Origin of the sequence: Halomicrobium urmianum (assembly GCF_020217425.1) — an archaeon.
Classification (GTDB): domain Archaea; phylum Halobacteriota; class Halobacteria; order Halobacteriales; family Haloarculaceae; genus Halomicrobium; species Halomicrobium urmianum.
This window is the reverse complement of sequence record NZ_CP084090.1, coordinates 1,354,439-1,367,681: the sequence shown is the minus strand read 5'-3', so window position 1 is coordinate 1,367,681 and position 13,243 is coordinate 1,354,439. Positions and strand designations below refer to the sequence as shown.

General features: G+C 68.7%; 14 protein-coding genes. 3 read left to right on the top strand and 11 right to left on the bottom strand.

The window, feature by feature from the left end:
• Positions 1-178 precede the first annotated feature (178 nt).
• From LCY71_RS06565 to LCY71_RS06555, 3 genes are all read left to right on the top strand, one after another.
• Positions 179-1,468 carry an O-acetylhomoserine aminocarboxypropyltransferase/cysteine synthase family protein gene (locus LCY71_RS06565; RefSeq protein ID WP_225335563.1) on the top strand — a complete coding sequence of 430 codons (1,290 nt, stop codon included), beginning with the start codon at positions 179-181 and terminating at the stop codon, positions 1,466-1,468.
• 84 nt (positions 1,469-1,552) lie between these two features.
• Positions 1,553-2,764 carry a homoserine O-acetyltransferase MetX gene (metX, locus tag LCY71_RS06560; protein WP_225335562.1) on the top strand — a complete coding sequence of 404 codons (1,212 nt, stop codon included), beginning with the start codon at positions 1,553-1,555 and terminating at the stop codon, positions 2,762-2,764.
• Between the two features lie 39 nt (positions 2,765-2,803).
• Positions 2,804-3,709, top strand: a complete 906-nt coding sequence (locus tag LCY71_RS06555; RefSeq protein WP_225335561.1) for a ketopantoate reductase family protein — start codon at positions 2,804-2,806, stop codon at positions 3,707-3,709.
• Between the two features lie 20 nt (positions 3,710-3,729).
• On the opposite strand, the gene LCY71_RS06550 is transcribed toward LCY71_RS06555, so the two are convergent.
• The 11 genes from LCY71_RS06550 to LCY71_RS06500 all read right to left on the bottom strand — a co-directional run bounded on the left by LCY71_RS06550 (position 3,730) and on the right by LCY71_RS06500 (position 13,180).
• Positions 3,730-4,236, bottom strand: coding sequence for a preprotein translocase subunit SecD family protein (locus LCY71_RS06550; RefSeq protein WP_225335560.1), 507 nt, complete (start codon positions 4,234-4,236; stop codon positions 3,730-3,732).
• 94 nt (positions 4,237-4,330) lie between these two features.
• Positions 4,331-4,525 (bottom strand): hypothetical protein, encoded by a 195-nt coding sequence (locus LCY71_RS06545; protein WP_225335559.1) that lies wholly within the window; start codon positions 4,523-4,525, stop codon positions 4,331-4,333.
• Positions 4,526-4,712: 187 nt separating this feature from the next.
• Positions 4,713-5,495, bottom strand: coding sequence for a helix-turn-helix domain-containing protein (locus tag LCY71_RS06540; RefSeq protein ID WP_225335558.1), 783 nt, complete (start codon positions 5,493-5,495; stop codon positions 4,713-4,715).
• Positions 5,492-5,857 carry a DUF7344 domain-containing protein gene (locus LCY71_RS06535; RefSeq protein WP_225335557.1) on the bottom strand — a complete coding sequence of 122 codons (366 nt, stop codon included), beginning with the start codon at positions 5,855-5,857 and terminating at the stop codon, positions 5,492-5,494. The genes LCY71_RS06540 and LCY71_RS06535 overlap by 4 nt, the downstream gene beginning before the upstream one ends.
• Before the next feature lie 176 nt (positions 5,858-6,033).
• Positions 6,034-6,537, bottom strand: a complete 504-nt coding sequence (locus tag LCY71_RS06530) for an Lrp/AsnC family transcriptional regulator (RefSeq protein WP_225335556.1) — start codon at positions 6,535-6,537, stop codon at positions 6,034-6,036.
• Positions 6,538-6,649: 112 nt separating this feature from the next.
• Complete coding sequence (locus LCY71_RS06525; RefSeq protein WP_225335555.1) at positions 6,650-7,678, bottom strand: lysylphosphatidylglycerol synthase transmembrane domain-containing protein; 1,029 nt, start codon at positions 7,676-7,678, stop codon at positions 6,650-6,652.
• A 4-nt stretch (positions 7,679-7,682) separates the two neighbouring features.
• The gene (locus LCY71_RS06520) at positions 7,683-9,197 is read right to left on the bottom strand and encodes a sulfatase (protein ID WP_225335554.1); all 1,515 of its coding nucleotides are present in this window, start codon (positions 9,195-9,197) and stop codon (positions 7,683-7,685) included.
• Between the two features lie 25 nt (positions 9,198-9,222).
• Complete coding sequence (locus LCY71_RS06515) at positions 9,223-9,843, bottom strand: metal-dependent hydrolase (RefSeq protein ID WP_225335553.1); 621 nt, start codon at positions 9,841-9,843, stop codon at positions 9,223-9,225.
• A gap of 87 nt (positions 9,844-9,930) precedes the next feature.
• On the bottom strand, positions 9,931-10,506 hold the full coding sequence (locus LCY71_RS06510; protein WP_225335552.1) for a hypothetical protein: 576 nt from the start codon (positions 10,504-10,506) through the stop codon (positions 9,931-9,933).
• Between the two features lie 2 nt (positions 10,507-10,508).
• The gene (locus LCY71_RS06505; RefSeq protein ID WP_225335551.1) at positions 10,509-11,537 is read right to left on the bottom strand and encodes a hypothetical protein; all 1,029 of its coding nucleotides are present in this window, start codon (positions 11,535-11,537) and stop codon (positions 10,509-10,511) included.
• A 2-nt stretch (positions 11,538-11,539) separates the two neighbouring features.
• On the bottom strand, positions 11,540-13,180 hold the full coding sequence (locus LCY71_RS06500; protein ID WP_225335550.1) for a hypothetical protein: 1,641 nt from the start codon (positions 13,178-13,180) through the stop codon (positions 11,540-11,542).
• Between the last annotated feature and the right edge of the window lie 63 nt (positions 13,181-13,243).

Below are 13,243 nucleotides of genomic sequence, written 5' to 3'. Positions count from 1 at the left end.
CGGATCGATCGCACCGATGATGGGCGAGTGTCGGAGACGTGACGGCTTAAAGGTAGCCGTCGCTCGCGTCGCCGTCGTTGCGTTCCGGACCGCGCCGCGAACGACGCGCGCAGACGTCAGCAGCGAGTTTTGCCGTAACTGGTGGTTATAGACGTGTGGAGATATATGAGTGTCGTACATGACTGATCCGTACGGATTCGGGACGCGCTGCGTCCACGCCGGGCAAGAGGAGCCGGATCCGGCGACAGGGGCGCGCGCCCCGCCGATCTATCAGACCACGTCGTACGTCTTCGAGGACGCCGACACCGCGGCCGACCTCTACGCGCTCGATCAGGAGGGCAACGTCTACTCGCGGTTCGACAACCCGACGGTCTCGATGCTGGAGCGTCGCCTCGCCTCCCTCGAATCCGGGACCGCCGCCGTCGCCACCGGCTCCGGGATGGCGGCGCTGGACGCGGGCACCTCCGTCCTCGCGAGCGCGGGCGACAACGTCGTGAGCGCGGCCTCCATCTACGGCGGCACCCACTCCTACCTCTCGAACATGGCCAGCCGCCGCGGCATCGAGCCCCGCTTCGTGGACACGCTCGACCCCCAGGCCTACGCCGAGGCCATCGACGAGGACACCGCCTACGTCCACTTCGAGACCATCGGGAACCCGTCGCTGGTGACGCCGGACTTCGAGGCCATCGCGGAGGTGGCCCACGAGCGCGGCGTGCCCGTCTTCGTCGACAACACCTTCGGGACGCCCTACCTCTGCAACCCGCTGGAGCACGGCGCGGACGTCGTCTGGGAGTCGACGACGAAGTGGATCCACGGCTCCGGCACGACGGTCGGCGGCGTCCTCGTCGACGGGGGAAGCTTCCCGTGGAGCGAGCACCCCGAGACGTTCCCCGAACTGGGCGCGCCCAACGAGGCCTTCGACGGGGTCACCTTCGCCGACCGCTTCGGCGACCGCGCGTTCGCCGTCGCCGCCCGCCAGCGGGGGGTCCGGTCGCTGGGCGACGGCCAGAAGCCGTTCGACGCCTGGGCGACGCTGCAGGGCAGCGAGACGCTCAAGCTGCGGATGGAGCAACACTGCGAGAACGCCATGGCCGTCGCGGAGTTCCTGGAGGACCACCCGGACGTGGCGTGGGTCACCTACCCCGGACTCGAGTCGCACGAGACCCACGACAACGCGTCGGAGTACCTCTCGGGCGGCTACGGCGGCATCGTCACCTTCGGTCTCGAAGGCGGCTACGACGCCGGCCGCGAGCTGTGCGAGCGCACCGACCTCGCGCAGTTCCTCGCCAACATCGGCGACGCGAAGACGCTGATCATCCACCCGGCATCGACGACCCACGCGCAGCTCTCCGAGGAGGAACAGCGCGCCAGCGGCGTCACGCCGGACCTGATCCGCTGCTCGGTCGGCATCGAGGACACCGAGGACGTCGTCGCCGATCTCGACCGGGCCATCGAGGAGGCGAGCTAGCATGGGCTGTCGCGGGCAGTCTCACGCGGGAGACGGGTCGCAGGGGCGACTCGCTGCGGACGCCGCGAACGCGGGGGTGACGCGATGGAGGTAGACAACGAGACGCTCTCGCTGGGCGAGTTCGAGTTCGAGTGCGGCGAGACCGTCCCGGATCTGGAGGTCGCCTACGAGACCTACGGCGAGTTCGACGGGGACAACGCCGTCCTCGTCTGCCACGCGCTGACCGGCAGCGCCCACGTCGCCTCGCAGGGCCGCTTCCAGGACTCGGACCAGGCGTTCGCCTGGTGGGACGACATCGTCGGCCCGGGGAAGGCCGTCGACACGAACGAGTACTTCGTCGTCTGCGTGAACGTCCCCGGGTCCTGCTACGGCACGAGCGGGCCCGCCACCGAGAACCCCGAGACCGGCGAGCCCTACGCCACGGAGTTCCCGCCGGTGACGGTCACCGACTGGACTGAGGCCCAGCGGCTCGTCCTCGACGAACTGGGCGTTCCCCACCTCCACGCCGTCGTCGGCGGCAGCGTCGGCGGCATGAACGCCCTCGAGTGGGTCAAGCGCCACCCCGACCACGTCGAGAAGGTGGCGTCCGTCGCCGCCGCGGCGCGCCTGGACGCGCAGTGCCTCGCGCTCGACTCCGTCGCCCGCCGCGCCATCACCACGGATCCGAACTGGAACGACGGCCACTACTACGGCGAGGACGACGGCCAGCCGGACGACGGCCTCGCGCTGGCCCGCCAGCTCGGCCACGTGATGTACTTCTCGAAGTCCTCGATGGAGCGGCGGTTCGGTCGCCGCGCGGCCACCCGCGAGTTCGAGCGGGAGTTCCCCACCGACCCCGCCGGGCGCTTCTTCCCCTATCGGGACGTCGAGTCGTTCCTCGACTACAACTCGACGAAGTTCGTCGAGCGGTTCGACGCCAACAGCTACCTCTACCTGACCCGCGCGATGGACAACTACGACCTGTCGTCCGGCTTCGAGTCCGACGCGGACGCGCTCGCGGCGTTCGACGGCGAGGCCCTGCTGGTCTCCTTTACCGGCGACTGGCACTTCACCACCGAGCAGTCCGAGGCGCTGGCCGAGGCCTTCCGCGAGACGGGCACCGACACCGCCCACCACGTCGTCGACTCCGACTACGGCCACGACGCCTTCCTCGTCGAACCCGACAAGGTCGGCCCGCCGCTGTCCGACTTCCTCGAGGTGGGCCTCTCCGGGAACGCCATCTCCGACACCGTCGACGACGATGACGACGACGACGGCAACGACTACGCGCCCGTCCACACCAGCCTGTTCTCCTGAGCCCGACGCGCTTTTCCGCCGCGCTGACCACGCTCGGCCATGGACGTCCTCGTCTTCGGCGCCGGCAGCCTCGGCAGCCTGCTGGGCGGCCTGCTCGCCCGCGACCGCGACGTGACGCTGGTCGGCCGGGACCCCCACGTCGCCCGAGTCCGCGAGGACGGGCTCCGGATCACGGGGGCGGTCGAGGCCCGCGTCCGGCCCGAGGCCGTCACCGCCGTCGCGGACGGCGACGGCGGCACGACCGACTGGGACCTCGCCGTCGTCGCGGTCAAGGCCTCCGACACCGACGCGGCCGCCGCCGCGCTGGCCGACTGCGACCTCGACGCCTGCCTCTCCGTCCAGAACGGGCTCGGCAACGAGGAGCGCCTGGCGGCCGCACTCGACTGCCCCGTGCTGGGGGGCACCTGCACCTACGGCGCCCGCCTGGCGGACCCCGGTCGCGTCGAGTGCACCGGCGTCGGCGAGGTGACGCTGGGCCCGCACGAGGGCGGCGAGAGCGCGGCGGCCGAGCGCGTCGGCGCGGCGTTCGACGACGCGGGTATCGAGACGACCGTCGCCGACGACGTGCCCCGCCGACTGTGGGCGAAGCTGGCGGTCAACGCCGGGATCAACGTGGCGACGGCGCTCGCTGACCTGCCCAACGGCGCGCTGCTCGACGGGCCCGCGAACGACCTCGCCCGCGCTGCCGCGCGGGAGGCGGCCCGGGTCGCCCGCGCCCACGGGATCGACCTCTCCGACGACGAGGCCGTCGCGGCCGTCGAGCGCGTCGCCACCGACACCGCCGACAACGTCTCCTCGATGCGACAGGACCTGCAACGGGGCCGTCGGACGGAGATAGACGCGATCAACGGCGCGGTCGTCGAGCGGGCCGACGAGCCGGTGCCGGTCAACGAGACGCTGACGCGGCTGGTGCGGGCGTGGGAGCGCGAGCGGGGGTTGCGGTAGGAGCCGTAGCGGCAGGCGGTTCAGTCCTCGACGAGCGTCTCCCGGGCGGCCTCGGCCTCGGACTCGTTCGCGAACGTCAGGACGAACTCCCCGTTCCACTCGCCCGACGCGATCTCCCGGGCGAGGTCCTCGCGGACGCCGAACGACCCCTTCTCTTCGCCCTCGAACGCGACGACGACCGTCGTCTCGTCGGGCGCGTCGTCGCCGCCGACCGCGCGGAACGCCGCACTGGCGTTCGCCGTGCCCTCGTCGTCCAGTTCGACCAGAAGCCGGTAGCCGCCGCTCCGGGCGCGTTCCGCCTCGCCGACGTCGGCTACGTCCGTCCCGTCGAAGAAGGTCCGCTCGCCGTCGGGGCCCGAGACGGTGACTCGCAGGGCCGAGTCGCTCGTCCGTTCGGTCGCGTCGTCGGTCGCGGCGTCGGTCGTCATCACCTCGTCCGTGGCCGCGCCGTCCTCCGTACATCCGGCGATCGCGGGGAGGGCAGCGCCGGCGAGGAGGGCGACCGCTCGTCTGCGGGGAATGCGCATGCGACCGCGTTGACGAGACCAGGACACGTACTTTGCGGATTCCCGGCGCCGAGGTCGGACCCCGGTCACTCGCGAGCGGTCGCTTCGCCGGCGTTCAGTCGCAATCGATTCCGTCTGCTTCCTCGACTTCCACGTCACGCAGCGGGGCGTCCTCACCGATGACGAACTCCGAGGTGCACTCGCAGTTGCGGCACTCGAGCACGAGGTCCGTCTTGTACGCGAGTGCGGAGACGTCCCCGTCCTCGCCGCACTCCGGGCACGAGAGCCAGTCGCGGAAGTCGCGCGTCATGGTCGGCTGGACCGAACTGGCCGTGCGTCGGCCGCGCTTGTCGGGTCATCTCCCCCGTCGGTCGTCGCCGTCTGTTCCGTCCGGTGGCACCGTCGGTTCGCCGTCCCCATCTCTGGTGCCACCGAGTAGCGCCACCCCGATGAGAGGACGGGTGATATATACAACCAATTTAAGTACCGCGTCGCAGTCAGTCGCCGGACGCGATCTCCTCGACGGTGAGGACGTTGCCGACGAGGTTGCCGTGGGCCCGCCGGAGGCGCTTCGAGACGGCCTGCTGGCTGACGCCGATGGCGTCCGCCACGTCGTCCATCGTCGCATTCTGGGGCACCTCGTAGAAGCCGTTCTCCAGCGCGGTGACCAGCGCCTCGCGCTGCTTGGGCGTGAGCCCGAACTGGCCGCCCGCCTTCGGCGCAGAGGGGTTGTAGACGCGCTCGACGTCGAAGGCGACGCCGTGGTCCGCGCAGTACTCGCGGAACTCCGCGACGTCCCGGTGGGTGTCGAATCGCAGGCGCAGTTCCCACTCGTCGTCGCGGCCGGTCGCCTCGAGGATGGTCGCGCCGGTCTGGAGGTAGGCGTGGCCGACGGACTCGACGTCGGGCGGCCACTTCGCCCGATAGAGCGTCCCGCCCTCGTGGACGTCGAGTCTCGTCGCGTCCGAGACGGACGGATCCTCGCGGATGGCCGCCTCGAACGCGTCGGCGTCGCCGCCGCGGATCCAGAAGTACGGCGTGAGCGTCCCGCCCTCGTGGGCCACGACGCGCTCGATCTCGACAGTCATCTCCGGTGCGGCCGCCAGCGTCCGGTGCATCGCGACCGCGCTGGCGGGCACCGCGAACTCGCCGATGACGCTCATCGTCACGCGGCGGCGTTCGGCGTGGGGCCAGATAAGCGACTCGCCAGTCCCGCCGCCGTGCGCGGCCGGGACGCCGTCCGCGACCGAGCGGCGGTCACACGCGTCGCGAAGCGTCAATCCGTCGCCATCACTTCGAGCTGCGCACGGACCTCGTCGGTGCGGTCCGCGAGAGCCACCGATCCCTCGGCGGCGTCGTACGAGACGAGCCCCGCCTCTGCCAGCTTCGGGAGGTGCGTGTGTACCAGCGCGATCTCGACCGCGCTCCTGTCGACGCTCGTCCGCTCGCTCACCGGCCGCCCGACCTCCCACGCGACGAGCTCGGTCACCAGCTCGCCCACCGTGACGGACCCGCTCGCGCCCCGGAGGTACTGGAGCGCGAAGCGACGCTGGGGGTCGGACAGGACGTCGAAGAGACCGTCCTGTCGGTCACCACCGACGTCTATCTCCGGTGCGTCCGCCTCAGAGTCCCTGTTTGCCATATCAGAACGGTGGGCGCTTGTGCGGATAAGTGTTATTTGTAAAATATATCACGGCTTCGAGATGTGACAGTTGACGACAGTCTGATCATGGATCCCACAGCGGTCGATGTGAGAAGCCGCATCTGACGGCGCGAAACTTCGCTTTCCGCAACCGGCGTCGCTGGGCGACCGATCGCTCACTCGTCCTCCGTCCCGTCCTCGCTCTCTCCGCTGGCGTAGGGGTCGGTGAAGAAGAAGTGGTTGAACGGCTGGACCCGGCGCTGGCGGATGATCTCGGAGCTCTCGATGGAGAGGCCGGTCTCGTGGAGCGCGTCGGTGATGCGGACGGTGTCTCTCGTCCCGGTCCCGACGGCCTCGACGTAGAGGTTCCGGCTGCCGGTTAGCGTCTCCCGGACGTCGACGATCCCGCGGACGTCGAGGATCTGCTCGACCATCTCGGATCGCTCGTTCGGCGGGGCCGAGCAGACGAACATGATCTGGAGCGGGAGATCGGCGGCCTCGTAGTCGATCTTCGGGTGATACCCCTCGATGACGCCGCCGTCCTCTAGCTCCTTGATCCGGTTGCGGACCGTGCTCGCGGAGACGTCGACTTTGTCGGCGATCTCCTGGGCCGTCCGGTTGCGTGCGTCGACCTGAAGCTCGTGGAGGATCCCCCGGTCGACGTTGTCGAGTTGTACCATATCACAGCGTCCGGCCGCGAGGCCAATAGGTTCCGGGTCTGAGACGTCACGACTGCCGGCGGCCGCTGGTACGTCCCGGCCGGACCTCGGTGGCCGACGGCCGCCACGCCGGTCAGTTCCGCGCGATGACGTACAGCGCGGCGACTCCGCCCAGCCCCAGCGCGAACCAGTAGCTGGCCAGCCGGTAGATCAGCGCGACGGCGTAACCGGTGGCGGTGGTCACGCCGAGCAGACCCACCAGCAGGGCGATCATGGCCGCCTCGACGCCGCCGAGGCCGCCCGGCGAGGGGACCAGGCCGGCGAGCGTGCTCGCGGGGACGATGAACAGCACCAGCAGCAGGTCGAGGTCCCGACCGATCGTCAGGCCCGCGAAGTACAGCGGGAGGGCGAAGAAGAGCCACCCGAGGTAGGCGAAGGCCAGCACCGAGACCAGCGCCCGGCGGTCCTGCGCGATGCGCTGGAAGGCGTCGTTCAGCTCCCGCAGGCGCTCGCGCAGGCCCTCGAGGCCCAGCCGCTTCGTCCGGCGCGCGACGGGCGCGGCCAGCCGGAGCGCGAGCCGGCCCAGCGAGAACCGGTAGCGCCACCCGACCGCGGCCAGGGCGGGGACGCCGACCGCGAGCCCCATCAGACCGGCCGCCAGCGGCTCTAACGCCGCCGGCAGCGACGACTGGTAGACCAGCGCGGCGAAGCCCACGCCGGAGAAGGTCACGAACGGCAGCATGTTCAGCAGGTCCGCCGTGACGACCGACGCGAGCGCGCCCTCGTAGCTGGCGTCGGTGTCCCGCGAGAGGACGTAGGCGATGAAGGGCTCGCCGCCGGCCTGGCCCAGCGGCGTCACGTAGTTGGCGAACGTCGCCGCGTAGTAGGTGACCGCCAGCCGGCGAAAGGACTCCTCGACGCCCGCGACGCGGAGGACGATCTGCCAGGCCTTCCCCCACGCGGTGAGACACAGCAGCGTCGAGAGACAGCCCAGCACCAGCCACTCCAGCTGTGCGCCGGACAGCGCCGCTCGGATCTCGTCGACGCCGATCCCGACGGCGAACAGCCCGAGGACGACGACGGCGACCAGAAAGCCCAGGGCGATCTGGGCGACGGTCTTGCGATCGAGCAGCGCCAGCAGCCCGGACGGCTCCTCGGTCACGGCTTCAGTCGATGTAGCCCAGGTCCTGCAGGCGGTCCTTGGCCGTCTCGTCCATCTCGTCGAGCACCTCGCCGTCGGCGCCGTCGGCCTCGTCCGGCCAGTCGGCGTCGACCTCGTCGACGAAGGCGAAGAGAGCGTCCCGGAGGTCGGCCAGCAGCGGGTCGTCCGAGCCCGCGAGGTCATCGCGCTCGTCGGGGTCCTCGTCGACCCGGTAGGCCTCGTCGGGGATGCGCGTGTTGTGTATGTACTTCCCCTCGGGGGTGCGCGCGGCGCCCATCCGGGAGTAGAACCGGGAGTCGGTGTCGAGGTCGATGCCGGCCGCGCTGGCCTTGCCCTCCAGCTGGCGCAGTTCGACGACGGGCTGGTGGTACTCGACGAAGCCCACCTCGCCGCGGCCGACGTCGGCTCCCTCGGCGGCGGGCTCGGCGAAGTCGCGGTAGTCCGCGGAGAGCAGCGACCGGCGCTCGTCGAGCGCGCGGCCCCGCCCGGTCGCGCCCGTCGCGTCCAGCACGGTGTGGTAGAGGTCCACGAGCTCGACGGTGGTCTCGTCGTCCCGGCCCTCGTCCATCTCGGGGTGTTTGACCATCAGCGGGACGTTGACGAGCGGGTCGTAGATGCAGAACTCGTGGCCGTAGAGGTCGTGCTCGCCGTGGAGCTCGCCGTGGTCGGCGCAGACCACGACCATGGTGTCCTCCCACTGTCCGGTCTCCTTGAGATGCGAGAACAGGCGGTCCAGTTGATCGTCGATGTGCCGGATCTCGGCGTCGTAGAGGCCGACGATGTCCTCCCACTCCTCGTCGTCGATGTCGCGAGCGCCGCAGTTGTACTCCTTGGAGTTCTGGCACACCTCCGTGGAGTCGACGCCCGGAGCGAACTCCTCGGCGTACTCCTCCGGCGGGTGGTAGGGGAGGTGGGCGTCCATCAGGTTCACGAACGCGAAGAACTGGTCGGAGTCGTCGACGAAGTCCATCGTCCGGTCGATCACCTGCGGCGTCTTGGTGTCGCCGCCGCCCTCCTCGGCGAGGTGCTCGTGGACCTTGTTACCCAGCTGGACGAGACGGTCGGCGATCCCCCGGAGGGCGTCGCTGTCGTTCATCGCCTTCCAGGCGCGGGCCAGCGGCCCCGAGAGCAAGTCCCCGGGCATGACCTGGAAGAAGTTGTCCTGGTCGTCGAACCCGGCGGTGAGGTTCGTGTAGGGCGTGATCCAGGCGTTCGAGGAGTAGCAGGCGGTGTCGTAGCCCGCCGCCGACAGCGACTCGGCCAGCGTCGTCGCCCCCTCCAGGTAGGGGTTCTCCTGCGTGGCCCCGTGCTCGGAGGGGTACAGCCCGGTGAACAGGGAGGCGTGGACGGGCAGCGTCCACGGGGCCGGCGCGACGGCCTGGTCGTAGACGGCGGCCTCCTCGGCGAACTCGGCGAGGTGGGGCGTGGTCGGCTCGTCGTAGCCGTAGACGGACAGGTGGTCCTTCCTGACCGTGTCCAGCACGACGAAGAGGACGTTCGCCCCGTCCGCGTCGGTCATGGTTCACCCCCGGCCGCGCACGGGGTTAAAGTTCGTGCTTTCCCGTCCGCCCCCGGATCGCCCGCCAGCCCCGGGCCAGCAGGTGCTTCAGATAGGGCGACAGCGACTGGAACTCCTCGGGAATGACGTCGGCGAGTCGGCGGCGCACCAGCGCGTAGCCGACGCCCAGGCCGGCCAGCGCGACGGCGGCGGGACGGACGGTCGGCCCGCCCACCGCCGCGGCGGCGGCCGCCAGTCCCACGCACAGCGCCGCGTCGCCGGGCGATCCGTCGTAGACGACCCGCCGCGGTCGGTGCCACCGCCCGAGGGCGTGGTTGTACACGGCCCGTTGGCTGTCCCGGTTCCAGGGCCGCAGTTCCAGTCCCGCACCGAAGGGGTCCATCAGGCTGTGGACGGCCGCCGCCGCGAGGAGGACGGCGGCGAGCAGGACGGCTGGCGTTCCGGTCGCCGCCCACGCGATGCCGGCGAGGGCCGCAGCGACCGGGTAGCCCACCGGGAAGTGCAGCGTCCGCCGGTGGGCCGCCACCATGTCGAGGTCGGGCAGGAGGCCGCCGACCGCGCCGGCCAGCAGCAAGGGCCCGCTCGGCGCACCGCCTGCTGCCAGGACCGCGACCAGCAGGCCGACCAGCACGTGGGTGAACACCATCACGGTCGTCCGGGCGATACGGCGCTCGCGCGGTTATGCTTTCGGCCCGGCCGAGCGGTCGCCGTGCGCTCGGATCGACGGCCCTCGCTACTCCCACTTCTCGGGATTTTCGAGTTCGAGATCGTGCCAGGCGTCGGGCATGTGTTTCTCCTCCCACGCCGGACCTGTCCCCGTCACGAAATAGATGACGAGCAGGAACCCGCCCACGAGGGCTATCGTCAGCAGAGCACCTGGAAGGAACATCGCGAACCCGTCTACCACGAATCTCGCGGATATCGGCGACCCGCCGGAGATGCTCCCGGGCGTCGTTCCGTAAACGACCAGAGCGGCCGCCCAGGGACCAGTGACGATCAGGACGATCGGATAGGTCACTGTGTTGAGGAACGGTCCGCCCTTGCCGACCATGAACGTCAGACTGAACCAGGCCATGCAGGCCGTGGTCGCCATCCGCATCGCGTCACGTCGTGCAGCGGCCGCTTCGCCCGTCTCGACGATCATCAACTGGGGGGTTCCCCAGGTGGCATCTAACCAGTACGTGTACACGGCGATCCAGACGGCGACGCCGCCGAGCGCGACCAGCGCGTGGCCCAGACGCGTCTGGTTCTTGAACCGCCAGAAGAAGACATCGTCGGGTACGTCCACTTCGGGCGGGTGGGCCGGCATGACTACATCTTCGCTTCCTTGCTCTCTTCCAATAGATCTAGTGCCTCTTTGATGAGCGCGGTGTACTCGGCGAGGGCTGCGTCGCTGATCGCGTCCATCTCTCGATCCGACGCGACCTTGAGGAGGGCGACGAGCCAGTAGGTGGCAGTTTCGATCCGGTTGTCCACCTGTGCCTCGCCTATTTCGCCGTTCTCTGCCCGTTCTATCGTTCGGTCGAGCCACGTTCGAGCGGTCTCGATGCGGTTCTTGAACTCGTCGGCCCGATCGGGCGAGCGCTCTTCGATCCGTTTCTCGGCGTCGGTGAGGACTCGGTTCGCGATCGAATCTACCCGCCTGAGGTAGTCGATCTTGTCGAGGACCTCGACGCCGATCTCAGTCGATTCTCGCGCCTCCGCCCCGTCGGCGGACAGTCGTAACCGCCCCTGACCGGTCGCTGCACCGGTCAGCGAGAGCCCGATCGCTTCCTTCGACTCGGGAGCGACCGTTTCGACGGTGTCCGGCGAAACCGATGTGGTAACGATCTGGTCGCCGCTCGTCTGCAGATCGACGTCTGTCACGCTGGAGTCGCCGACGTTCTCCAGTTCCGTTCCGACGCCGGTCGAACCTCCGTACGGGACGCGCGCGTCTTCGACTCCGTACATGTGAAGCACTGGGCCGAGTGAGACCGAGTCCGCGTGTTCCGTCAGCGCCTCGCGTTCGGTCTGTAACGTCTCGTAGGACGATATAGTCTCCTCGATCTTGTCGACGACGGTACTCGCAGTCGTTTCTTCGCCGAGATATCCGAGCAACGCCTCGTGCAATTCGATGCGCGTCTGTTCGAGTTCGGTGGCCGTTTCCGTGTACCTGTCCGCTACCGCTGCCGGTTCGGATTCGGGCGCGGCGTTGTATCTGACGACTGTTGCGAGGGCGTCGTCTCTGGCCGCGGTTCGGCGATCTGAGTCGAACGATGCCAGCAAGTCGTCGACCGCAGCCAGCGCTGCCGCCCGCTGACCGGCAGTGATCTGTTCTTTCAGTTCCTGTAACGCGCTCACGCTCACGGCAGGTCACTCCCGACGCGCTCGTAGTTGACGATGTAGTTCACCGTCTCCTCGTAGTCCCGCATCCTCTCCTGAAGGAAGTCGTAGCCGACCGCTATCGCGAACCCAGTGACTGTGATTATAAAGAAGGAGATGAGCGATGCGACGGTCGAGAGCTTCGACGCGATACCCGCGAGTGTCGCCGCGCCGATGATGCCGATACCGGTCGCGGAGACGACGACTGACACCATGTACAGCATGATCGAGAAGCCGGCAGCGGCAATGACCGCGAGAGATCCGGTGTCCTGTATCTCGTCGACTATACTCATCTTCGACATGAACGCGTCCCGTCTGTCCTCGAATGCCGAAACCCGCTTCCGACGTGCCCGCTCTCTGTCGGATCCTCCCTCCTCTCCGAGATCGTTCGACGCGATGGCCTGTGAGAGTTCGTCCGTCCGCTGGTTGATGCTCTCGTCTACTCCGCGTGGCCGGGTCACTTCTCCGTCCTCGTTCGTCTGCCGTGACTGCGTGAGATACTGTTTGTAATACAACACGGTAAGTGCCACTTCCGTGGATTCCTTGATCGTCGAGAGAGCGTCGACAATCGGTCCGGTGAGGATGTCCAGCGCCTCGTTGATTTTGGCTGACCCCGAGACGATCTTCTTCCCGGCGTCGGTGAATCCGTTCTGATGCTCGTCCAGTAAGTTCCCGACCCGCCGGCTCGCATTGGTGACGATCTCGTCGAACCGTCGTCGAGCGTTGACGGGAAGGATCGGCTTTCCGGACAACCGACTGATTCCACGGCTCACGTAGGCTATTACGTCGTCGAACTTGCTGGCCACCACTGCTCCGGCGCGTCCCCCCACTCGTACCAGTCCCTTCGCTAGCTTGGCGAAGGCGAGCAGCGTTACGAGTTCGGTGATCGACTCGCTCAACTTCCTCGCTGGGTCTCGAGCGATCGACACGGCGGACTCCGCCGCTAGCTCGGCGTTGATCATCCGGCTGAGCGCTTCCTCGTACTGCGGGGCCGTCGGCCCGCCAGAGAGCGCCACCTCGACGTCGTCTAGCAGATCGTCCGCCCGTGCGTCCAGCGGGTTTGCGACATCCTGCGTGAGAATCCCGCCGGCGTTTGCTCGGATCGTGTCGATCAGCCCGCGCTTGCGCTCGACGGAGACCGCGTCAGCGACGGTGACGCCGGCGTCGGCGGCGAGGATGGGGTAGCTCTTTTCGCCCGGATAGGGAGAGCGGTGGTAGGCCTCGGACGCGCTCACGCGCAGCGTGTACTCGCCCTCTGGCACGTCTCCGGGGACGGTCAGTTCCTTCTGGGGGTGGACGTGTTCCCCGGTGCTGAGCGCGCTCTGTTCGGCCCTGTCGATCTCGCGCCACTCGCCGTCGATCTGAATGGCGAACACGAAGTACGCCTGCGACCCGTGGCCCGACACCCAGTGGACGGTGAACTCGGTCGTCTCGCCGGGAATCAGCGTGGCCCCCTCGGGTTCCAGGTCGATGTCTTCGACGTGATGCGCGGCCCCGGTCGACGCCCCGCCGGCCACTGCCCCGCCGACGGCACCGAGGCCGCCGACCGTCCGGAGGAACGTGCGACGCCCACAGCCGTCCCTCTCCGACCCGCTACCAGGTACCCGTCGTCTGTTTTCCATATATTTACTAAATGCTAACATGTATATTAATCCAGTCGTGCCGGAATAATCGGCGGCAAACGA